Annotated in this window: 19 protein-coding genes, 1 pseudogene and 1 riboswitch; of the genes and pseudogenes, 4 read left to right on the forward strand and 16 right to left on the reverse strand. The window is 34.4% G+C overall.

Annotated features, from left to right (window positions below; all coding sequences use genetic code 11):
• Nucleotides 1–377 precede the first annotated feature (377 nt).
• Nucleotides 378–2,204, reverse strand: a complete 1,827-nt coding sequence (locus ACUN0F_RS24355; RefSeq protein WP_087980186.1) for an APC family permease — start codon at nt 2,202–2,204, stop codon at nt 378–380.
• Nucleotides 2,205–2,348: 144 nt separating this feature from the next.
• A riboswitch (cyclic di-AMP (ydaO/yuaA leader) is annotated at nt 2,349–2,495 on the reverse strand.
• Between the two features lie 139 nt (nt 2,496–2,634).
• Here ACUN0F_RS24355 and ACUN0F_RS24360 point away from each other — a divergent pair.
• Nucleotides 2,635–2,763 (forward strand): hypothetical protein, encoded by a 129-nt coding sequence (locus ACUN0F_RS24360; RefSeq protein ID WP_000031869.1) that lies wholly within the window; start codon nt 2,635–2,637, stop codon nt 2,761–2,763.
• A gap of 54 nt (nt 2,764–2,817) precedes the next feature.
• On the opposite strand, the gene panE is transcribed toward ACUN0F_RS24360, so the two are convergent.
• A complete protein-coding gene (gene panE / locus ACUN0F_RS24365; RefSeq protein ID WP_264461205.1) occupies nt 2,818–3,762 on the reverse strand; it encodes a 2-dehydropantoate 2-reductase in 945 nt (314 codons plus the stop codon).
• Nucleotides 3,763–3,937: 175 nt separating this feature from the next.
• Between panE and ACUN0F_RS24370 the strand changes: the two genes are divergently transcribed.
• On the forward strand, nt 3,938–5,413 hold the full coding sequence (locus tag ACUN0F_RS24370) for a hypothetical protein (RefSeq protein WP_445540329.1): 1,476 nt from the start codon (nt 3,938–3,940) through the stop codon (nt 5,411–5,413).
• A gap of 168 nt (nt 5,414–5,581) precedes the next feature.
• Here ACUN0F_RS24370 and trhO read toward each other — a convergent pair whose 3' ends face one another.
• Nucleotides 5,582–6,541 carry an oxygen-dependent tRNA uridine(34) hydroxylase TrhO gene (gene trhO / locus ACUN0F_RS24375; protein WP_445540330.1) on the reverse strand — a complete coding sequence of 320 codons (960 nt, stop codon included), beginning with the start codon at nt 6,539–6,541 and terminating at the stop codon, nt 5,582–5,584.
• A gap of 491 nt (nt 6,542–7,032) precedes the next feature.
• Here trhO and ACUN0F_RS24380 point away from each other — a divergent pair, with 491 nt between their 5' ends.
• Complete coding sequence (locus tag ACUN0F_RS24380; RefSeq protein ID WP_445540331.1) at nt 7,033–8,328, forward strand: Nramp family divalent metal transporter; 1,296 nt, start codon at nt 7,033–7,035, stop codon at nt 8,326–8,328.
• On the opposite strand, the gene ACUN0F_RS24385 is transcribed toward ACUN0F_RS24380, so the two are convergent.
• The 3 genes from ACUN0F_RS24385 to ACUN0F_RS24395 all read right to left on the reverse strand — a co-directional run bounded on the left by ACUN0F_RS24385 (nt 8,285) and on the right by ACUN0F_RS24395 (nt 11,064).
• Entirely contained in the window at nt 8,285–9,226 is a 942-nt protein-coding gene (locus ACUN0F_RS24385; protein ID WP_445540332.1) for a M23 family metallopeptidase, read from the reverse strand. The genes ACUN0F_RS24380 and ACUN0F_RS24385 overlap by 44 nt on opposite strands.
• Nucleotides 9,227–9,308: 82 nt before the next feature.
• The gene (locus tag ACUN0F_RS24390) at nt 9,309–10,376 is read right to left on the reverse strand and encodes a sensor histidine kinase (protein ID WP_445540333.1); all 1,068 of its coding nucleotides are present in this window, start codon (nt 10,374–10,376) and stop codon (nt 9,309–9,311) included.
• Nucleotides 10,366–11,064 carry a response regulator transcription factor gene (locus ACUN0F_RS24395; RefSeq protein WP_445540334.1) on the reverse strand — a complete coding sequence of 233 codons (699 nt, stop codon included), beginning with the start codon at nt 11,062–11,064 and terminating at the stop codon, nt 10,366–10,368. Before ACUN0F_RS24395 ends, ACUN0F_RS24390 begins: the two co-directional genes overlap by 11 nt.
• 142 nt (nt 11,065–11,206) lie before the next feature.
• Here ACUN0F_RS24395 and ACUN0F_RS24400 point away from each other — a divergent pair, with 142 nt between their 5' ends.
• Nucleotides 11,207–11,737: a GNAT family N-acetyltransferase gene (locus tag ACUN0F_RS24400; protein ID WP_445540335.1), complete on the forward strand. Its 531-nt coding sequence runs from the start codon at nt 11,207–11,209 to the stop codon at nt 11,735–11,737.
• Nucleotides 11,738–11,897: 160 nt separating this feature from the next.
• On the opposite strand, the pseudogene ACUN0F_RS24405 reads toward ACUN0F_RS24400, so the two are convergent.
• The 10 genes and pseudogenes from ACUN0F_RS24405 to ACUN0F_RS24450 all read right to left on the reverse strand — a co-directional run.
• Nucleotides 11,898–12,028, reverse strand: a pseudogene (locus ACUN0F_RS24405) (radical SAM/SPASM domain-containing protein); the annotation flags it as partial.
• Nucleotides 12,029–12,055: 27 nt separating this feature from the next.
• Nucleotides 12,056–14,101: a class I SAM-dependent methyltransferase gene (locus ACUN0F_RS24410; RefSeq protein WP_445540336.1), complete on the reverse strand. Its 2,046-nt coding sequence runs from the start codon at nt 14,099–14,101 to the stop codon at nt 12,056–12,058.
• A 308-nt stretch (nt 14,102–14,409) separates the two neighbouring features.
• Nucleotides 14,410–14,790: a BA_1872 family lipoprotein gene (locus ACUN0F_RS24415; RefSeq protein WP_445540337.1), complete on the reverse strand. Its 381-nt coding sequence runs from the start codon at nt 14,788–14,790 to the stop codon at nt 14,410–14,412.
• A gap of 59 nt (nt 14,791–14,849) precedes the next feature.
• Nucleotides 14,850–15,059, reverse strand: coding sequence for a hypothetical protein (locus ACUN0F_RS24420; RefSeq protein ID WP_445540338.1), 210 nt, complete (start codon nt 15,057–15,059; stop codon nt 14,850–14,852).
• Between the two features lie 429 nt (nt 15,060–15,488).
• Nucleotides 15,489–17,117 carry a peptide ABC transporter substrate-binding protein gene (locus ACUN0F_RS24425; RefSeq protein ID WP_445540339.1) on the reverse strand — a complete coding sequence of 543 codons (1,629 nt, stop codon included), beginning with the start codon at nt 17,115–17,117 and terminating at the stop codon, nt 15,489–15,491.
• Between the two features lie 146 nt (nt 17,118–17,263).
• Nucleotides 17,264–18,589 (reverse strand): bifunctional S-methyl-5'-thioadenosine deaminase/S-adenosylhomocysteine deaminase, encoded by a 1,326-nt coding sequence (locus ACUN0F_RS24430; protein ID WP_445540340.1) that lies wholly within the window; start codon nt 18,587–18,589, stop codon nt 17,264–17,266.
• Nucleotides 18,590–18,642: 53 nt separating this feature from the next.
• Nucleotides 18,643–19,002 (reverse strand): YunG family protein, encoded by a 360-nt coding sequence (locus ACUN0F_RS24435; protein WP_097858739.1) that lies wholly within the window; start codon nt 19,000–19,002, stop codon nt 18,643–18,645.
• A 27-nt stretch (nt 19,003–19,029) separates the two neighbouring features.
• Nucleotides 19,030–19,473, reverse strand: coding sequence for a GNAT family N-acetyltransferase (locus ACUN0F_RS24440; protein ID WP_445540341.1), 444 nt, complete (start codon nt 19,471–19,473; stop codon nt 19,030–19,032).
• Between the two features lie 212 nt (nt 19,474–19,685).
• Nucleotides 19,686–21,200: an acetyl-CoA hydrolase/transferase family protein gene (locus ACUN0F_RS24445; protein WP_264461172.1), complete on the reverse strand. Its 1,515-nt coding sequence runs from the start codon at nt 21,198–21,200 to the stop codon at nt 19,686–19,688.
• 127 nt (nt 21,201–21,327) lie between these two features.
• Nucleotides 21,328–21,972, reverse strand: coding sequence for a LytTR family DNA-binding domain-containing protein (locus tag ACUN0F_RS24450; protein WP_000389700.1), 645 nt, complete (start codon nt 21,970–21,972; stop codon nt 21,328–21,330).
• Nucleotides 21,973–22,105 lie beyond the last annotated feature (133 nt).

Consider the following 22,105-nt stretch of genomic DNA (forward strand, 5'->3'; position numbering starts at 1 on the left):
CACCATTCCCACATTTGTACAGTGAATATATTACACGGAAATACTATTCATTTTAAAATAATTTTCGTACAGAATTATGAAATTTCGTTTTGTTTTCATGTAAGTTTTGTACTGTAAGGTCATTTAAACACAGCTATTTATCTATCGTAAAGAAGTATTTTCATTCCCTTTATTTTCAAGCTTTCCTGTCCTTATTTCAAAATATAATCCGCTTCACTTTTTCAATTGAAATATCCATATATCACAACAAAAACCTCTACTTGTTCATAGATACAAAAATTATATTGATATATTTTTTAGACCCATATGCAATTATGCATAGTGTATACACAAAAAGGATAGCTTTACTTTCGTAAAGCTATCCTTAAAAAATCTTCTTACTTTTTCAAATGATATGGAACTGTCGTAATAACAACATTTCTTTTATAGAGTAAATACGCACGAATGAGTAAACTAGACTGATTATGAAGAATGTTATGCCAACCTTTTTTCGGAATGAACTGTGGTATAACTACAGTAACTCGGTAATTTGACTCACTCGCTTTATATTGTACTGTATCAATAAACTTTGTTAGTGGCTGAATAATACTTCTATAATGAGAATGTAAGGTAACAAGCCTTACTTCAGGTTGCCACTTCTTCCATTTCTCTTCAAATTTCTTTTCCTCTTCTCTGTCAAAAGCAACATATACAGCAATAACTTGATCTGCCGAAAGAGCCTTCGCATAGTTCAATGAATTTTCTACTACATGCGTCATACCAGCTACAGGAACAACAATTACATTTCCCTCAATTGGAACAAGTGGCTCACAAGTTTTTAAACTTAATTGATCACCCACTGCATCGTAATGCTTCTTAATTCTATGGAACAAGAAGATGATGGCAGGTAAGAAAATAAGGATTGACCAAACTTGTGCGAACTTAGTTAAAAAGAACATACTCATTACAATAAAACTAATGACTGCACCAATTAAATTGACCGTTAATCTCAAAGCCCATCCTTCAGGTTTTTCACGAAGCCATTTTAATACCATCCCCGTTTGAGAGAGTGTAAACGGAATAAATACACCTACTGCATATAACGGAATTAAATGTTCTGTTTGCCCTTGGAAAGCTACAATTAAAATAATCGAAGCAATTCCAAGTATAATAATACCGTTTGAGTAACCTAGGCGGTCTCCTCTAATCGTAAACATTCTCGGTATGAATTTGTCTTTTGCAAGGTTAACTGCTAATAGCGGGAATGCAGAATACCCTGTGTTAGCAGCAAGAATTAATATTAAAGCAGTTGTACCCTGTATAAAATAGTACATGAAATTACGCCCAAAAGTTTGTTCAGCAATTTGTGAAACAACTGTTACTTCTTTACTTGGAGTAATTCCGTAATAATAAGCTAAGAAAACAATTCCTGAAAATAAAACTGCAAGTAATGCACCCATTGCGAGCAATGTTTTCGCTGCATTGTTAGGTGCAGGATCCTTAAAGTTTGGAATTGCGTTAGATATTGCCTCAACACCCGTTAAAGCAGAGCTTCCTGAAGCAAATGCTCGTAACAGTAAAAACAAACTAATTCCTGCAACTGGTGTTCCAATCGGTGAATGTAATGTCGGTGAAACTTGACCAGTTATAATATTATAAATACCTACACCAATTAATATAAATAGTGCTAAAACGAATAAATAAACAGGATATGCTAAAACGGAAGCTGATTCCGTTACCCCTCTTAAATTTAAAATAGTAATCAATATAACAAATATAATCGCAATGATTACATTATGTGCATGTAAACTAGGGAAAGCTGATGTAAGCGCATCTGTACCTGCTGATACACTTACTGCAACAGTTAAAATATAATCGACTAATAAAGATCCTCCAGCTATTAGCCCTGGATTCATCCCTAAATTTTCTTTTGATACTACGTATGCGCCACCGCCGTGCGGATAAGCAAAAATAATTTGTCGATAAGATAAAATAAGGGCTGTCAATAATACTAATACCCCAACAGCGATAGGAATAGAATACCAATAAGCTACTGCTCCTAGGCCTGCTAGTGCGATTAATATTTGTTCTGGTCCGTATGCAACCGATGACAATGCGTCAGAAGATAAAATAGCTAACGCCTTCGTTTTATTAAGCTTTTGCTCTCCTAACTCAGTTGATTTTAACGGCCTTCCAATTAAAAACCTTTTGATTGATGAAACCACTGCTGTCCACTCTCCAATAATTTTGTACGAACTTTTCTGCTAGTTACAGCGGGTAAACGATTTCTTCAGAAAACAAAAAATGTCTACAAGCCATAACGAAATAGACTTGTAGACATTATTTTTTTTGTCGCACAAGCTCCACCTTCCTTCTCAATATAACGCTTACGAGGTTAGCTGTCGGATTCGGGCCTATGAGTAGCCCTACCTTTTTCAAGGATTCACCCCATTGGATTAAGTACTAATCCATAAGAACGGGTCCCCCGCACCATGCGGTTTCAGCGATTTAGAAAATTGAAACTGTGGATTATAATACTCCTTTATTTTCAAAATGTAAACAAAAATTTTGAAAAAGAAAAAATTTAAATGATTGCGCATAATCCGCTAGTAAATATACATAATGAATACTAAAAAATCAATAAAGGAGACTCATATGTCTAAAGAAAAGAAGCCTATTTTTTCCGATTCCTATTTAGATGCATTAGCAAATGAAATTAATCAATTATACGGTAAACGTGAACAGGAAATAAATTTGACAGATAGAACGAAAAGAAATAAATAATTTGTCATAAAAAAGAAAGCAATATACTTATATATTGCTTTCTTTTTTATTTTTTCATACATCCAATTGTATTGCTGATCTGTTAAAGGTCATTTCTTCATACACTTTCAAATTTTGATATACTACCCCTAATAATGGTGCTTCTATAGAAAATTGTTTCGCTACATCTAGTAAGTATCCTTGTAAGTGCTCGCCTTCAATGAACGAACCTTTTTCCATATCACGCTGCATCGATGACTTCATATCATACGAAATTTTATCAATTGTTTTCATATGTTCTTGGGCAATCCCATCCTTAACTGGAGCTTTCATAGATCTCATGATTTGCACACATTCTTCAAATAAGTTTTGGATAAAATCGTGTCCACCTTCGCTTTCGCGAATCGGTCCTATCGGTGCACGCATTAATGTCGTCACACCCGACATTACAGTAATAAATAAATATTTATGCCACATATCTTGCATAATATTTTCACTTAAAACAAAACTAGATTTCGTACCTGCAAATGCTTTAGCAATATGCTTTATTCTCTCTGAATCTTGAAGCTTCATTTCTCCAAAGACAAGTCTGTTGGCAACACTCGTTTGTACAATCTCTCCTTGATCGTTTAACGTCGTCTCGATAAAGCATAAACCGCCAATTACTTTTTCCACGCCGAATTCCTTTTGTAATAGTGATAAATGAGCGATACCATTTAACAATGGAATGATGACAGTATTTTCACCTACAAACGGCTTCAAATCTTGAATCGCCTCGTTTAAGTGATACGCTTTTGTTGAAAATAAAATAACGTCAAATGGAGAAGTTCGATCTTCTTTCGTTATTAATTTCGGTTGGAAGGAAAAATCCCCATTAACACTACGAATAACAAGTCCCTTTTCCTCTAATTGCTGTTTTCTTTTACTGCGGACAAGAAACGTAACATCTTCTCCTTTTTCGACTAATCGGCCTCCAAAAAAGCCTCCGACGCCACCAGCTCCTAATACTAAAATACGCATACAACATCCCCCTTTTCAAAATACAATTTTATAACGTGTAGTATACATAACATTATACATGTCCCCTACTAAATAAGCTGAATTTTCATTCTTAATCAAGGATAAAACAGTGGTTATTTTCAAATGAATTTGGGCATGTTGTTTTTATAGCATATATGGAAAGGAAACAATGTAAATGGAGGCAATACAAACAATCGAGGAAAAAGATGTAGCAACAGCTATATTTCAATTTATATTCCCGTTTTCTTTTAAAACTGGATATGAACAAAATATGTTCCCTTTCTTACAGAAAAATGATTTCCGCCCTTTTAGACTCGATCATCTTGAAAATGAAAATACATACTACGGAAAGTTTCAAGTTTCACATCAAAATATGGAAGCATACTATCTTTCATTTACAAATAAAATTCTATTTCCTCACTCAGAGCATCAAAAAGGATTACAACGCTATTCTAAAGACCTTAACTTAACTGGACATTTAACAACAAATCTTATTTCCATTCCCTTCAAGATTCATTCTATTGATGTAACACTTTGCCCTTATGAGCTTGGCTTCTTAACAATTCGGACAGAAATAGAAACCGCTTCAAACATGACATTATCAGAAGCAATCGAATTCGCCGCCCGCTTCCGTGTACTTGAAACTAAAAATGATACAAACGAGACTATTTGTATTGAATGTAACGGAAAACAATACTCACAAGTGGAAAAACTTATATTCGGTGATTTATTTCACGGTGTAACAGACTTCTTTGAGAAAAAGAGATTGCGGAGCTCTTACTTTCAAACCTTTCCTTTCTTTGAAGACCAAAGAATGTATGTACAAACGTTATTATCTATAAAAGAAGATATGGACCTGAATGAAGTGGATGTTTATCGTACTTCCAGCCTTTCCGGATTAACAGACGATGGTAAGCCGTATATTAGCGCAAATAATGTTCCTTATATTCAAGATTATTTAATAAAACATTCTTATCAAAGATGGGCTCCTAATCGCTACTTTGTTATGGAAGAACATATTTTTACATGTATAACAAATGAAGGTGAGCAAGCAATCGCTAAACTTGCTAGTCAAATGTACGGGGAATTTTATTACGCTTTATTATTAAACTTATTTCATAAAGTTGTTTTATTAAAGATGGCGAACGCTTATGCTGAACTAAACATTGAACAAGATACAAATGAAATAGAGCAATTAATTTATTCAATCAATTCATTTACAGCAAATTACTTTTCTTTAGAACTAGTATCCCAATCACAGAGTGAAGATATTTTCTTCCGCTTAAGAAATCTATTTAACATTGAAGTACTATACTCGAATGCAAAACAAAATCTTGACAGTTTGTTTAAATACCAAGAAAATGTCGCTTCTAAAAAAGATAGCCTTTTACTATTAATTTTAACGCTCTACTCTGTAGTAGGCCAAATGTTAGGGTTTACTATGATCGATCTTTTAAGAAACACCGATTCAAACAAAATATCGTCTCCACTTGAATTTTTCGCACTTTTAATAGCAATTAGCGGTATCGTCATTTCACTTATTTTAGGTGCGCAAAGTTTATACCAATGGAGTCTACAACATAAACGAAGAAAAGCATGGGTAAAACAAACTGTGCTTTCTGCTGTTAAAGAGAAAGATGATAAACATTAAAAAGGGTGATTTTCAAATTACAAATACGTAGAGCATTTCAGTGAATGAAATTTTTATCAGCGATTTTTAAGATATATCGACTTACCGACAAAAACTGATAAAAAACACATAGTAAAAAAAGTACTCCAAAATAATATTTGGAGTACTTTTTTATTACAATAATTTAGCTTACTTCCCTGCTTGGATTTTCTCTAATGCAGCAGCTACTTGCTCTTCAGTTAATTCGTGTTGAACGATATAACGATTACGTGGGTGTACACGACATTCATGAGAACATGCACGTAAATGTTTCGCTTCGTTTTCTTCAGAACATAAAATTTTCTTATTACATTCTGGATTTGCACAGTTTACATAGCGCTCACAAGGTTCACCTGTAAAGTGGTCTTTACCAACGATAACATGCTCTTTTTGGTTTACTGGTACAGAGATACGCTCATCGAACACGTAACATTGTCCATCCCAAAGCTCACCTTGTACTTCTGGGTCTTTTCCATACGTTACAATACCGCCGTGAAGCTGACCTACATCTTCGTAACCTTCACGAATTAACCAACCAGAAAACTTCTCACAACGAATTCCGCCTGTACAGTATGTTAAAATCTTTTTACCTTCAAGTGTTTCTTTGTTTTCTCTAATCCAATCTGGCAACTCACGGAATGATTCAATATCCGGTTTAATCGCACCTTTAAAGTGACCTAGATCAAACTCATAATCATTTCGTGCATCAATGATAACTGTATCTTCTTGTTTCATTGCCTCATAGAATTCTGTTGGCTCTAAATATTTACCAGTTATTTCTTTCGGATTAATGTCGTCTTCTAGACGAAGTGTAACTAACTCTGGACGAGGGCGTACGTGCATTTTCTTAAATGCATGTTCATCTGCCTCATCAATTTTAAAAACGATTCCAGCAAAACGTGGATCATTGTTCATTGCTTCCATGTATTTCTCTGTTTGCTCAACAGTTCCAGAACAAGTTCCATTAATTCCTTCTGTCGCTACAAGAATTCTTCCTTTTAACTCAAGTGATTTACAAAATTCTAAATGCTGTTCAGCAAATTCTTCTGGATTTTCAATTGTTGTGTACATGTAATATAGTAATACTCTATATGGTTTTGTAGTTGCCAATTTATTTCTACCACCTATCTAAATTTTAAAATCATGTATAAGTTAACGTTCATATCAAAACATATATAATAAGAAAATACATACTAAATTGTACTTAGCCTATTTTCTTCTATTTACAATTTTTTCTATAAGTTAACGAAAATAAAAACAAGATTACATCACAAAACACTATGGTTATGTTGTAATCCCAATATATTATATATCATACAATTTCATTTCCATCAATTAATATGCTGTAATATAGGCTCTATGTTCACATAAATTTCAAAATTAGTCCTTTAATTCATTATGTTTCCCCATGTGATCACACCATAAACTCCCATTTTTTTATAACACGACACCATCTATTGTAGCAAGGCATATAATTTGCACTAAGGAAACATTTGTGTTCAAATAAAAATATCATCTAATACATTTAAATGTATTGAAATAAACAATAAGAATACTTACAATAATTTCATCAAGTTAACATTTCAAAGGGGAAAACTACTATGAATAAAGATATATCAAAAGATGAACAAGTCCCTTCTCAAAGTACAACTGTTCAATCAGCACACTTAGCTTTAAGTGGAGAAACGAAAGGCTGGAAAAGACTGTTACCGTTTTTAGGACCCGCTTTTATCGCATCCGTAGCTTATATTGACCCTGGTAACTTTGCTACAAATATCGCAGCTGGTTCACAATATGGATATTTACTATTATGGGTTATATTCGCCTCTAACTTAATGGCAGTATTAATTCAAACTTTATCAGCTAAATTAGGAATTGCTACGGGAAATAATTTACCTGAAATTGCTCGCGAACACTTTCCAAAACCTGTGTCTATCGGCTTATGGATACAAGGTGAACTCGTTATTATGGCTACAGATTTAGCGGAATTTATCGGGGCAGCACTCGGATTGTATTTATTATTTGGAATTCCGATGTTACCAGCTGCTTTAATTACAGCAGTCGGATCATTTATTATTCTTGAGTTTCAACGCAGAGGATTTCGCCCACTAGAAGCTATTATTACAGGGATGATTTTTATCGTAGTAATAGCATTTGGGATTCAAGTTTTTTATGCAAAACCAGAATTAAGTCCCCTTCTTTCAGGACTATTTATTCCAAAATTCCAAGGTGTAGACAGTATATTACTTGCAGCAGGGATATTAGGTGCGACAGTAATGCCACATGCAATCTATTTACATTCTGCATTGACACAACGCCGCGTGGTTGGAACAACTGACGAACAAAAGAAAAAGATTTTCCGTTTCGAATTTATTGATATCATTATTGCAATGGTTATCGCTGGAGCAATTAATGCGAGTATGTTAATTGTTGCTGCTGCACTATTCTTTAAAAATGGCTTGCATGTTGAAGATCTTGATGTTGCTTTTAACCAGTTCAGTACTTTAGTCGGTCCAGTATCGGCTGCTTTATTTGGAATTGGGCTCTTATCAGCAGGACTATCTAGCTCTTCTGTCGGTACAATGTCAGGTGACATTATTATGCAAGGTTTCATTCGAATGCATATTCCGTTATACTTACGCCGCTTTATTACAATGATTCCACCATTAGTTATTATCGCTTTAGGTGTAAATCCAACTTACGCTCTAATCATGAGCCAAGTCGTCTTATCATTCGGTATTGCTTTTGCATTAGTGCCACTTATTATGTTTACAAGCAATAAAAAAATTATGGGTGCGCTCGTTAATCACCGCATAACAACCTTTATCGCTTGGATCATCGCTGTACTTGTTATCATTTTAAATATTTTCTTACTGTATCAAACATTTGTAGGGTAATGAGAAAAGGTATTCCAATAAAACTGGAATACCTTTTTTCATTACCACTTATGTATGTACCTCTTTCTGGCATTATCGTACCTTTTTCAGTTCGAAAGTAAAGTGGTAATCCTTCCGAAAGAAATATGCTCACCTTGGATGGATCCTGCCTTTGATGATGAATATGTAAATGCGGCTCACTTGAACTTCCTGAGTTACCAACTTGAGCAAGTACCTTTCCTTCATTTACATGTTGGCCTTCCCTCACTTTAATCGATCCTTTTTTTAAATGGGCAAGAATCAAAAATGTCCCTGATTCATCTAGTCGCAAATAAATATGATTCCCCGCCATTGACTCAAAATTATCCGATCCTGGAACTACATCTTTTTCATCGTTATTGATTGATACAACTGTTCCAGAAGCTGGTGCCATTACTTTCGCTCCATATATTCCATAATCCTCTAACTTACTACTTTTCACTTCAGCAGGCGGAATAAGAATATCATATGCCCATCGTTCATTTGGTTTTATAACATGATAGTTCGTTTCTAACCGATCACCACCCCAGCCCACTAGTGCTCGTTCATTCAAAGGAAAGCGAACTACTGCTTTAGGATTCATAGAATGTACATCTGCTGGGTAAGCAAGTCCCCCTATGTTAGCAAACCATCCTAAAGGCCAAGCTCCAATTATAGAGAAAAGAACGATGAAGAGTAGCGCTTTATCTATTTGCTTTCTGAAAATACCTTTCCACACAAATAGTAATACTGATCCTATCAAAATAAAGAGTGATACTATGCTAAAGGCTTGTATACTCCACCAAGCAGTGACTGATATAACACCTTTAGCTAAATAAACTACACTCCAACTTATAATTAAAAACGCAACTAAAATTATTAATACATATTTCCTCCACATGTTGTATCCCCACTCTCATATCTTTGTTCTACATAATACGAAGTGAAAATTACGACATACAAAAGAAATACTTACGACTTCCTTACAATTCTTTATAATGCGGTAAGACGATGGTGAAAACAGTTTCTTTCTCGTTACTGCGCACAGTGATATCCCCTTTATGAAGCTCTGCTATACTTCTTGCAATTGCAAGTCCCATTCCTTTTCCACCCGTATGAGAGCTACGTGATTTTTCACCGCGATAAAACTTCTCAAAAACGTAAGGAAGGTTCTCATCCGGAATACATTGTCCAAAATTTTTAATTTCTATTTCAGCATTCATGTCTCTTTTAGAAACTTGAATTAAAATATCCTTTCCGTCTTTCCCGTACATAATACTATTACTAATTACATTTTCGAATAGCCTCACCATAACCGCTACATCTATTTCCACATGTAACTCCTTATCACCGTTAATACGAAAGCTCATATCGGCATCATCTAGTAGTGGTACAAAATCAATCATGATTTGTTCAATGAACGCTTTCATATTTACTACACTTTTATGTAATTCGATTTCTCTATAATTTATTTGACAATATTCTAATAAATCATCTACTTGATTTTTTAATTCATAACTTTTTCGCTTTAATATACTTACATACTGTTCACATTCTTCTCTATTTGAATGAAGCTGATTTCCTAACAGGTCCGCGTAACCGATTAGAGATGTTACAGGTGTTCGTAAGTCATGAGAAATATTACTAATCATTTCAGTTTTCATTTCCTGCGATTTTTTTTCATTTTCGATTGACTCTTTTAAACTTTTCGCCATTCTATTAACATTCGCTGCTAATTCACCAATCTCGTCATTTTTTGAAATAGGTATAAGTATTTCAAAATTACCACTACTTATTTCCTTCACACTCTTGTTAATTTCAGATAATCTTTTCATCATTGTTTTTGTCATGAATGCAAAGTATGTTGTAGTAAAAATTAAAAAAACTATAAAATATAAAAATGAATATTTTTCCTCTAATGCAGTAACATGACTATATATATTTCCAATTAATATTTGAAACGTTATTATACTTACAGTTGCTAACAAAATGCTACATATGAATGCGATAAAAAACTTAGCTCTAATGCCTTGTAATGATTTAATCTTCAATTTTATATCCGACTCCCCAAACATTCTGTATAAACTTCGGTTCTTTTGGATTCTCTTCAATTTTATTTCTTAATCTTGCGATATGAACCATTACTGTATTATTACTTTCATAGGCTCTTTCTTTCCAAACGCTTTCATATATTTCTTCAATAGTGAACACACGATTCTTTGCAGCTGCCATTAAGTACAAAATATCATATTCAGTTTTCGTAAGATTGATTGTTTCTCCATATAACATTACTGTTCTAGACACTTCATCTATTTCTAAACCCCTAATGTTTATTTTCTTTTCTATTACTTGGACAGTATTTTGATTGAAATATGTATACCTTCTTAATTGAGCCTTCACTCTCGCTATAAATTCAATTGTACTAAACGGTTTCACAATATAATCATCTGCGCCAGTACTAAATCCAATTACTTTATCTACATCCGATGATTTTGCGCTTAAGAACATAATTGGTAAACTATGTTTCTCTCTAATCCTTCTGCACAATTCTATCCCATCCATTTTTGGCATCATAATATCCAGAATTGCAAGTTGAATACTGTTATTATTTATTATTTCTAAAGCCTCTTCTCCGTTATGAGCACTAAAGACTTTAAAACCTTCTTGCATTAAATTCACGTTCACAAATTGAACAATATCTTGATCATCATCTACAATTAAAATTGAGTTTTTCTCCATATACATACCTCTTTTTGAAATATATTCCACAATCCATTTTATCACAAATTAAAACCATACTTCCCTCTTGAATAATCTTTATTTTCAGACTAGATTATATAATAACAATACATTCTAGTTTCAGAAGAAATGGAGTGAAAGTATGTTTCCTATATTAAAAACCGACCGACTCATTTTACGAGAACTTACCGAAGAAGATGCACCGGGTATACTACAATGCTTTTCTAATACTGATGTACTGCGCTATTATGGCCAAAAACCGTTACAAGATATTGATCAAGTGAAACAAATTATTCATAACTTTAAACTGAGTTACAATGCAAGAAGCGGCATAAAATGGGGAATCGAATTAAAAGACAAAAAAGAGCTCGTTGGAACAATCGGGTTTCATGATTGGTCTTCTGAGCATAAACGAGCCAATATAAGTTATGCCTTTCTCCCTGAACACTGGGGAAATGGATATGCGACGGAGGCTGTTTCTGAAGTTATATCATACGGTTTCCACACACTTCATTTAAAACGGATCGGAGCAATTGTATTTCTTGAAAATGAAGCTTCCAATAAATTGCTATTAAAATTAGGATTTGAAAAAGAAGGCGTTCTAAAAAATTATATGTATCAAGATGATATCCCTTATGACACGAATTTTTATTCTTTATTAAAATCGGTTTAATAGAAATTATGCGTAAAAACTCGTTTCAGCATAATAAATCAGGATAGTGCATCTTTAACGAAAGATGGGAAACCGAGCGTTATTCATTTCTTAGATCATCATACGACTGATGCGAAGTACAATAAATTATATAATTTTAAAAAGGGGCATGAGCATATTCTTACTCATATCCCTTTTTTACGTTCTTTTTCTGTTTTCGCAATGCTTTTGGAATGTATATTCCATGTAATCTCCCGTTATTGCATATGCTCTAGAACGAGATCCCCCACAAACATATCGAAACTCACAAACTAAACTTTTTAAAAGTTTTCAACATCATTACCTCTTTTCTAAAACCATAAAGAATGTACTATCCGGTAGCGCAACAACATTCCCAGACTCATCTTTAAACTCGATTTTCTCGCTAAGATGTTGTGTATATCCACCCTGTAAATAGTTCATAGCTTGAACGATGTTTATTTTATCTCCAAAGATACCCTTTACGAAATCCTTATATTCGTTTAGCGTAAATATTCCAAACTGCTCTTGCACCTCGTGAACGAAGGAATCCTCGCCCCATGTATACGTATATAAGAACTCCATTGCATCATTAACAGGCATTTTGACTGTATCGTCTGCAAGTACCTCATACTTGATTATACGTCCCTTGAATTCACGGACATACTGCTCTAAGAACTTCATTCCGCCTGCATCTTTAAAACGAATCAACCGTATTAACGTTTTATCTTCGGTCATGATGCCATCACGAATGATAATACGGCCTCCTGGCTTTAACACCTCATAGGCACTCTGCAGCCCTTTTTTAATTACTTCATGATTGAATTTCTTACCTTCATACTCTATATAAGAGAACAGCTCATGAAGGATAGAAGAATATACAATCGTATCAACCGATTCTTTTCCAAATGAGCTGCTTAAATTGATTGCATCCCCTTTAATGACGTCCCAAGAACGCCCCTCGTTCTGCTTCTTCTTTTTCAACGTATCAATCACGTTTTCGGAAATATCTATACCGTAGATTCGTTTGTCCTCTGTCTCTTCTTCGATCATGTCTAACATGACACCACCACCGGCTCCGACATCTACAATCGTATCTCCCTTTATATAATCAAGAATAATTCGTTTATCATCAGCTGAGCTATTCATATGTTCCAGATACACTTCTTCATTATGGAATCTATCATATGCATCCTTACGTAACCCGAAGAAATCAAAAAGCAGCACATTTGCCCGAGCATGCATCATATCTATCTTTTCTGCCTCTACACAGAAGGTAATTAACGCCTCACCTACAGCAGAAAACTGAAACGATACATACGCAGTCTTCATATCTTCATCGACTTTAACCTTAAAAGAAACATGCGTTTCATTCGGCTTCTCGTTCTCACGATACTCTCGTAGATACTTCTCAATAACCCGCTTACGATACACGTTGTCCTTTTTCTCACCTTTGAAATCATAGTGCAACTGTTGCATCAATTTTTCGAAATGTATATGCTGAACTTTTCTAGAGCCTATCTCGTTCTTTAACATAACAAAAACTGTCCAAATATCCTCAAAGCTAAGAGCATGCATAGACGGTTCTACATACCACAAATCCTTATCAGATAAAAATGTTTGAACGTCTCTCTTCTCGCTCCCCATAATTATATCTTTTTCAAATACTGACTCCTTATGTTTTGGCGTGAGTCTATGTATGCGAGAAGTAAATGGCTCCATATAACCATCAAACAGGCCATCAATTGTAATCTTCACATCGTTCTTCACTTCACTCCACAAAGCTTTTGATACGCCTTCAATAATGCATTGGTTAAGATAGTATAGAATCTCCTTTAACCTAACGTCTCCGTATTCTTCTTTATATGTGTTAATTAAATCAACATGAGAGTCCAAACGAGCCTCCCCGCGTATATACTGCCCGATTAATCCATGTGTTCTAATTAAATCTCGAATAAACAAATACTCAGTAGAGTTTAAGTTTGTCTCTACACGTTCAATAAACTGAATATCACTAAAGATATCAGCAGAACCCTCGTTATGTACGAATAGATTAATCCCGTTTTTCTTCCATTGCTCCCGCTGTTTTAAAGATCCTACCTTTGCAAGCTCACTATACGTTAGTACCTTTTCAATAATACGATACGCTTCTTCATCTAAAGGCAGTCCATCTAACACTTGTAGCGTACGGTGCACATAGTACAACACCGCATCTGTTTTTAATGTTCCAAGTACTTGTACATTCTCATAGTTTTGATGTATCTCCTCTGCCTCGATTAAATACTTTAACCACGTAGGGAGAGTATCGGAAAACCCTTTAATGTATTTATTTAGAATCTCAATGTTTTTCAACTTATTTACCCCCATATATAATCAATATCTGTAGTAAAGTCTGAGACACCTTCTCTAAAAAGATCATCACCCTATGTCCCCCTTTACCATCTAGAACTCTTTCAAATACAAACGCTTCAAACCCAGTCTTTTGCTCTTGTAAAAAAGAATTATCGGGTTTGTAACACATTCTTTTGTTCATCTCTTATTGTAACTTCATCAGGAATTTCGGCGGAATAAACAGTAGGACTCAGCGGATCACTTCTTACATTGATAAACATATGTTGTGATAGAATCAACCGAAAATGGAAACGGCAAGCGGGTGCACTCCACTTGCCGTTTTTTCATAGCTTAGTATGTATTTGAATTTCTTTTGCTTTCTCTTTTTCACCTTTCACGCGTACAATTAAATCATATGATCCGGATTTTGGAGCTTCAAAAGAAAGCAAACCTTCTTTTTGAGAAGTGATTTCTTCTTCATAAATTACCTTATCATCTTTTGTAACTTGTAATAAAATTGCACCTTCTTCAACAGCTGCTTCATAAGGAATTTCCACATTTCCTTTTTCAGCTTTAACCGTTTGTACATCGTAATACCCTTGCAACGAACCAATTTTCAAAGTCGTTTCGCCATTTTTTTGAACCTTTGTGACTTGTGTTGCTGTATTGCATGCACTTAACAATACAACAAGAGTGAGAACCATAAATAAACGTAGTAATTTCATAAAAATTCTCCTTTTTTATGTACATGAATTAAAATTCTAACTCTAAATTTTGTACCATCTTATTTCCCACCTCTTAAAATAGCTTTTTTTACAATCAAATACATAATAGAGAATAGTAAACAAGCTCCCATTGTACCAAAAACTACAATTGAAATTTTACCTGCTAATGTTTCATTTGAATCTAATGCATTAGGTAAGATTGTACCAAAAATTGCAATACCGGCTAATACAACCATAAAATATTTAAATCTTTTTACTTTCTTATTCATACTAATTATCCCCTTTATTCCTTAAACCAAATCCCCATAAACCTACACCAGGACCTAATAGTACATGAAATTTGACTCTACTTTTTCTAGCTTCAAAGAATCCCCCGAGATTCCCAAATTAATATCGTCCAAGTATTATACATACCAATTCATTCATATAGAAAAAGTCCCGTTCAAATCAAACACTTAAACTCCTCTTTTTTATAATACTCAAATAATTCCACACAAACATCTCTATCAATTCATCTTAATACCTCAATTACCTTTTAAGTATATCAATGACAAAATAAATAATCTAATATTTTTTATAATTAAAAACAAACATAGTTACAACAAGAAAATGTTTGTATGCTGATCTGTACTGCATTCCCTTATTCCATGTACTCTTAAAAAAAACCTTACTTTTTAAAAAGTAAGGTTTTTTTGTATTTATTCATTAGCAATATAAGCATTCTTATAAGTATAAATACCACCAAATTGATGCTTCTCAATTCCTTTTACATAACCCTTTTGTACGTAAGCTGAGCCCATTTGATAAAGCGGTGCAACCGCAGCATCTTCTAACAAAATACGCTCGGCCTCTTGCAATGCTTCCCATCTTTTCTTCTGATCTAATACTAGATCGCTTTTCGCTTTCTTTATTAATTCATCGTAGTGACGGTTAGAATAATCCATTTTGTTATTTTGATTATCCGTCGTAAAGAGTTCTAAATAACTAATTGGGTCTTTATAATCCGGTCCCCAATTTCCCATAGATATATCGTAATCTCCTATTTGTTCTAATTGTAATTTTTGCTTAAATGGCTGTTGTTTAATTTGGATCGCGAGTCCTTGCAAATGCTTTTCTAAGTCACCCTTTATATATTCTGCCATACGTTTTGCATTATCTTGTTCAAATGTTAAAAACTCGAGGTTTACTTGTTCTACTCCAAGCTCTTTTTTCGCTTCTTCCCAAATCTTTTTCGCATTTTGCAAATCATATGGAGAAAGATCTCCGTTTTCTTTTCTAAAATCTTTACCAGTCTCTTCATTTATATGACCAGCCGGTACAAGTCCGCTTGCAGACTTTGCCCCGTTATTAATAAAATGAGCAACGAAATCTTCTTTATTTAACGCTAATGAAATAGATTGACGCACCTTTTTATTTGCTAACGCATTATTTTTCTCATTAAAACGTAGCATAGCAATTGCAGGCTCGCTCGACATATGCAATTCCTTACTTCCTTTATACTTGTCTACAAATTGAGAATTAATAGGCACCCGGTCCAAATTACCAGCTTCGTACAAATTAACAGCGGTCATTGTATCCTTTACAATGTGAAAGTTTATTTCGTCTAATTTCACTTTCTTTTCATCCCAATATGTAGCATTCTTCTTTAATTGAAACTCTTGTTCATGCTTCCACTTTTCTAATACAAATGGGCCGTTATATATGAGATTACTAGATTCCAATGCATAATTCTTTCCTTGTTCTTTCAAAAATGATTCATGCTGTGGTAAATATATAGGTAGTGCTAACAGCTGTAAAAAATACGGGATTGGCTGTTCGAGTTCCACTTCTAACTTATAATCATTTATAACTTTAACCCCAAGTTCATCAAGAGGCATTGTTCCCTTATTTATCTCTTTCGCATTTTTCACATAAAAGAGCATGTACGCATATTGAGACGCTGTTTCACGGTTAATTGCACGTTTCCATGCAAACATAAAATCATTTGCTGTTACATTGTCCCCATTTGACCATTTTGCATCTTTACGCAAATCAAATGTATATTTTTTACCATCTTCACTTCTTTTAAACGATTTTGCTACCGCTGGAATAGGCTGATCTTGATCATCTAATACATACAACCCTTCAAATATGTTTTGCATAACGTGTGCTGATGTACCATCCATCGTTTTCGCAGTATCAAGAGAAGGGATCTCTTCTGATACCGTTACATTTAATACTTGTTCTTTTGCCTCTGTGTCACTTTTATTCGCTTTATTATTACAAGCTGTTAATAATAAAGATGTAACAAGTGCCATTACCATTAAATGGCTCTTCTTTCGCTTCATGAGTTGTTCTCCTTAAATATAAAATATTATAAAGCGTAATATATTATAGCAGAAATAATAACAGAAAGATGCGACATTCTTTTGAATATTTATTCGTTCAAGAAAAAAAGCTATCCTTTTAAAAAAAGGATAGCTTTTTCAATTATCTATCTTTGCAAACCTCGTTTATAACGACTTGCTTCAAATATAATACGCTCTTCATCTAACGTTTTACATTCACCATTCCAAACGACACGCTTTCCGTTAATAATTACATCGCTTATATCTTTTCCACTAGCAGCATACACAAGATGTGATAACACTTCATCTGCTGGTTGTAAATGCGCTTTATTAGATGGATCAATTGTGATAAAATCGGCACACTTTCCGACCTCAAGTGATCCTGTTTGTTTCATGCCGATTACTTCAGCAGCTCCTTTAGTCGCAAGTGTAAGAGCTGTTTCAACTGGTAGTGCTGTTGCATCTTGATGAATGCCTTTTTGTAATAATGTTGCTATACGCATTTCTTCAAACATATCTAAATTGTTGTTAGATGCCACACTATCTGTTGCAATTCCTACTTTCATTCCTGCTTCTAACATTGCTTTTACATTCGCTATACCAGATCCTAGTTTTAAATTACTATTCGGGTTATGAGCTACTCGAACATCATGTTCTGCTAAAAATGCACGTTCATTTTCATTTAATACTACACCGTGTGCAATAACTGTTGGGCGTTTAAACAACCCGCAACTTGCTGCATATTCTACTGGACGTTTTCCGTACTGTGCTTCAATATCACGTACTTCACGCTCTGTTTCCGAAAGATGAATATGAACCATCGTTTGATTTTCTACTGCAATTCGTGCGCATTCTTCTAACAGTTCTGTGGAACATGTATATGGACTATGCGGTGCAACCATCGTAGTTAACATACCACTTTCATTATAGTAACGCTTCACATATTTTTCAGCTTCTTCAATTGCTTTCTTTTCATCGTCTTTCGTTCCGAAGCTAAATAAAGTTCTTGAAACTGCAGCTCGAATTCCACTCTTTGATACCGTTTCCATAATTGCATCTTGATCTACTCCAATTGGATTAAACATATCAGAGAATGATGTTGTACCACTTTTCACCATTTCAAGTAATCCTAATTCCGTGCTAGCGACCGCAAGCTCTGGCGTAAACTGACTTTCAAGTGGCCAAATTCTCGTCTCAAGCCATGGCTGTAATAACATATCATCGCCAATACCTCTTAAGAGACTCATTACAACATGTGTATGTGTATTTACAAGCCCTGGTAAAACCCACTTTCCTTTCATATCAATTACTTCATCTACTTCAAAATCATTAGCGAGTTCTCCGCTCTTTACATCTATAATTTGATCATTTTCTACAATGATATATCCATTTTCTATCACTTCATTTTGTTCATTCATCGTTACGATTGTAGCGTTTACATAAGTTGTTTTCAAAAGTATTTCCCCTTTCAACTCTATGAAGTTCCCTTTAATAAGTTACCACCATTATAGTAACTTATTAAAGATTAAGAGTCAAAAGATAATTTGAATTCTTTCATTATCTTTTCCTTCAAAATGCTATATTGTTTTTCATTTTTATCTGCAAATGCTTCTTCTCGATTTGATTCCACATCCAAATAATTCAATCTTCCATTGAACTGAGTCTCTGTAAAATCAAACCTCTGTCCAACTATACAGTTATAAAAATGCCACACCTCCCCTACTTTTGTCTTTTTGATTTTTCCTCCGTATATATCTTGAACGACTAAAGCCGTTACACCACACTGTCCCTTTGCCGGATTCTCAATAGTCCACTTTGAACTTGTTTCAATCGACCATGATTTTACTAGTGCTTCATATATCCTTTTTATCTTTACATCATCCATTCTAATCTTCTCCTACTATTAATTGTTTTACACATCATGTTGCAAAAGAGGCAGTAAACGATCCTCAAAAACCGTTGATGGTGTCTCTCCTATTAACTTTGCTCCCATCTTCAAGTAAAACCCTTTTGCATTCGGATCACTATCAATTGTAAAACTTTTTATTCCTAGCTCATTTGCTTTTTCTAATACATACTCCCAAAGTATTTTCCCGTACCCTTTTCCTTTGTAACGAGGATGAATGTACAGGAAATCAAGAGCGTTATCATTACGTAAAAATGAGAAAAAACCAATCTTCGTATTATCGTTTTCTAAAACATATACATAATTATTTTTTATGTACTCATCAGTAATTGTTAACTCTTCCTTACAAGCAAGTATGAATGCTTCGCTATAGTTCCACGTTGCTTTTGAATGTAGTGCAAGTTCACTTAATTCATTTGCTTCACTCAATAACGCATTTCTTATCTTCATGATTCTTTCTCCTCACCTTTGATATATAAACTATTAAAATGATTCGAAAAGTAATTAAAAAAACCTCTTATTTCCGTAAATAAGAGATTACTTTTATAATTCTTTATAATAGGTAACAATTTTTTAAAAGAAAAAAACGCCATTCCTGAAAATTGGCGTTCTTTTTCTTTTAACCTTTATGGCATATTATATTAAGAATCATTTTTGCACTTCTAAACAGTTTCTACTACCGCTTCAAGCATTGTTCCATTTTTAGCATAGTTCGTATGCCAAGAAAAAGCTTTTTCTAAAATATGAGGAGTTTGTCCACCTCTTGTTTGCGCTTCTTCGAAATAAGCTCGTAGCTGGTCACGATACATTGGATGTGCGCAATTCTCAATAATTAGTTCCACTCTTTCTCTTGGTGCTAGTCCTCTTAAGTCCGCATACCCTTGTTCAGTGACGATAACATCTACATCGTGTTCCGTATGGTCTACATGAGAAACGAAAGGAACGATACTTGAAATGTTACCACCTTTTGCAATCGATTTAGTAACAAAAATAGCTAGGCGTGCATTTCTCGCAAAATCACCAGAACCACCAATACCATTCATCATTTTTGTACCTAAAACGTGGGTAGAGTTAACATTTCCGTATATATCTAATTCTAAAGCCGTATTAATCGAGATTAATCCGAGGCGGCGAATGATTTCAGGATGATTGGAAATCTCTTGCGGGCGCATCATTAATTTGTCACGATATTTTTCAAAGTTAGAAAATACTTGTTGCATTTTCTCTTCAGAAAGCGTGATGGAGCAGCAGGAAGCAAAATTGACTTTCCCAGCATCCATTAGATCAAAGACCGCATCCTGTAAAACTTCAGAATACACTTCTAAATCTTCAAACTCCGAATCTAGCATGCCGTGCAATACTGCATTAGCAACTGAACCAATTCCAGATTGTAACGGTGCTAAACGATTTGTTAATCGGCCTACTTTAACCTCTTCTCGAAGGAACTCTATTAAATGCTGTGCCATAATAACAGTTTCTTCATCTGGAGGAACAATTGTCGATGGCGAATCCAGTTGATTCGTAAACACAATTCCCTTCACTTTTTCAGCATCAATTGGAATACCGATTGTTCCAATTCGATCATCCGTTTTTACGAGCGGAATAGGGAGTCTTTCCCCTTGTTTACCTGGTTCATATAAATCATGCAGCCCCTCTAATTGCGTAGATTGAGCCAGATTCATTTCAATAATAATGGACTTAGCATTTAAGGAGAATGCTAAGGAATTTCCAATTGAAGTGGTTGGAATAATCATTCCATCTTCAGTAATCGCAACCGCTTCCAAGATAGCGAAATCTATATCCATAACGTCAGCACGAAGTAACTCTGCTGTATGAGATAAGTGCTGATCCACAAATAAAAAGTCTCCGTTATTAATTCCTTTTCGCATAGTTGCATCTGCTTGGAAAGGCAATCTTTTCCCTAAAATTCCTGCCTCAGCAAATAATTTATCTACATCCGAACCTAAGGACGCCCCTGTATAAACATTTACTTTAAAAGATTTATCATTCTTAACTCGGTTTACAAGTGCAAATGGGACTGCTTTTACATCACCAGCACGTGTAAATCCACTTAATCCTAAAGTCATTCCACTTTCAATCCATGAAGCTGCTTCTTCAGGTGTAACTACGCGATCTTTTAATCGTTGATCCCTAATTCTATCTAAATTATTCTCCATATGTAATCCCTCTCCCAATGAATATTCATAATTATTTTACACATTAACACCATCAAAATAGGGATTTTCTTACACAATGCCGAAAATTCAGATAAAACAGCGAATCTAGGTTCTAAAGCAGAATTTTTTAGAATCCTAGAAGCTTACGAAAATAACTGGCGTATGATTGACTTACTGGTACCCTCTCTCCGTTATCCATAGAAAGTAAAAAGGTAGAATGCGTATCAGGATAAATCGCTTTAATATGATTAACATTTACAATAAAGGAACGGTGGCATCTAATAAACGAATCTTTCGGAAGTAAGTATTCGAATTCTTGTAGTGAGTATTTATGTGTTCCTGTTAACTCTTCTGAATTCACATACGTCTTTTTATCTTTAGCCTCTAAATACATGACCTTTGAAAAAGGAACTGGAACCCATCCGTCTGTTGTTTTTAAAGTAACGACTGACTTACCATCCGTTAAAGCGGGATAAATTGCCGTCACACACCCTTCAATCTTGCCATTATTTGAAAATGGTACGGCCATTCCATGATAAGGAATACCGAAAACATCACGGTTAATAAACTCAGAGGCTTTTTGCTTCGTTACCATTGCTTTATGAGCAATCGTTCCTTCCTTAATAGGATCCCCGGCGCTAATCTTTAAATCAATTCGTTTACTTGGCCGATAGTAAATATATTCTTTCGTATTCGAAACGGCGATTGATATTTCATCTGAAAATAATTCCCCAACAACATCTAGTAATATCCCCAATGTTTTATCTTCCATTCTATTAACACCTCATTCACTATTATACTACTATTATGAATAGGTATCTGTTGCCCAGTATAAAAAGTTTGATTAGAAATTCATCTAAAAATCTCGCATCTACTATTACTCCATTACCTAAAAAAACTTCACT

Source organism: Bacillus sp. 1A (genome assembly GCF_052682215.1).

What these genes read in the sequence shown, in the direction of transcription:
- ACUN0F_RS24440 (WP_445540341.1), bottom strand. Translation starts at nt 19,473, where the DNA reads ATGAAGATAAGAAATGCGTTATTGAGTGAAGCAAATGAATTAAGTGAA.
- ACUN0F_RS24435 (WP_097858739.1), bottom strand. Translation starts at nt 19,002, where the DNA reads ATGGATGATGTAAAGATAAAAAGGATATATGAAGCACTAGTAAAATCA.
- ACUN0F_RS24395 (WP_445540334.1), bottom strand. Translation starts at nt 11,064, where the DNA reads ATGGAGAAAAACTCAATTTTAATTGTAGATGATGATCAAGATATTGTT.
- ACUN0F_RS24385 (WP_445540332.1), bottom strand. Translation starts at nt 9,226, where the DNA reads ATGTGGAGGAAATATGTATTAATAATTTTAGTTGCGTTTTTAATTATA.
- ACUN0F_RS24360 (WP_000031869.1), top strand. Translation starts at nt 2,635, where the DNA reads ATGTCTAAAGAAAAGAAGCCTATTTTTTCCGATTCCTATTTAGATGCA.
- ACUN0F_RS24450 (WP_000389700.1), bottom strand. Translation starts at nt 21,972, where the DNA reads ATGGAAGATAAAACATTGGGGATATTACTAGATGTTGTTGGGGAATTA.
- ACUN0F_RS24445 (WP_264461172.1), bottom strand. Translation starts at nt 21,200, where the DNA reads ATGGAGAATAATTTAGATAGAATTAGGGATCAACGATTAAAAGATCGC.
- ACUN0F_RS24425 (WP_445540339.1), bottom strand. Translation starts at nt 17,117, where the DNA reads ATGAAGCGAAAGAAGAGCCATTTAATGGTAATGGCACTTGTTACATCT.
- ACUN0F_RS24380 (WP_445540331.1), top strand. Translation starts at nt 7,033, where the DNA reads ATGAATAAAGATATATCAAAAGATGAACAAGTCCCTTCTCAAAGTACA.
- ACUN0F_RS24400 (WP_445540335.1), top strand. Translation starts at nt 11,207, where the DNA reads ATGTTTCCTATATTAAAAACCGACCGACTCATTTTACGAGAACTTACC.
- ACUN0F_RS24370 (WP_445540329.1), top strand. Translation starts at nt 3,938, where the DNA reads ATGGAGGCAATACAAACAATCGAGGAAAAAGATGTAGCAACAGCTATA.
- ACUN0F_RS24410 (WP_445540336.1), bottom strand. Translation starts at nt 14,101, where the DNA reads ATGGGGGTAAATAAGTTGAAAAACATTGAGATTCTAAATAAATACATT.
- ACUN0F_RS24415 (WP_445540337.1), bottom strand. Translation starts at nt 14,790, where the DNA reads ATGAAATTACTACGTTTATTTATGGTTCTCACTCTTGTTGTATTGTTA.
- ACUN0F_RS24420 (WP_445540338.1), bottom strand. Translation starts at nt 15,059, where the DNA reads ATGAATAAGAAAGTAAAAAGATTTAAATATTTTATGGTTGTATTAGCC.
- panE (WP_264461205.1), bottom strand. Translation starts at nt 3,762, where the DNA reads ATGCGTATTTTAGTATTAGGAGCTGGTGGCGTCGGAGGCTTTTTTGGA.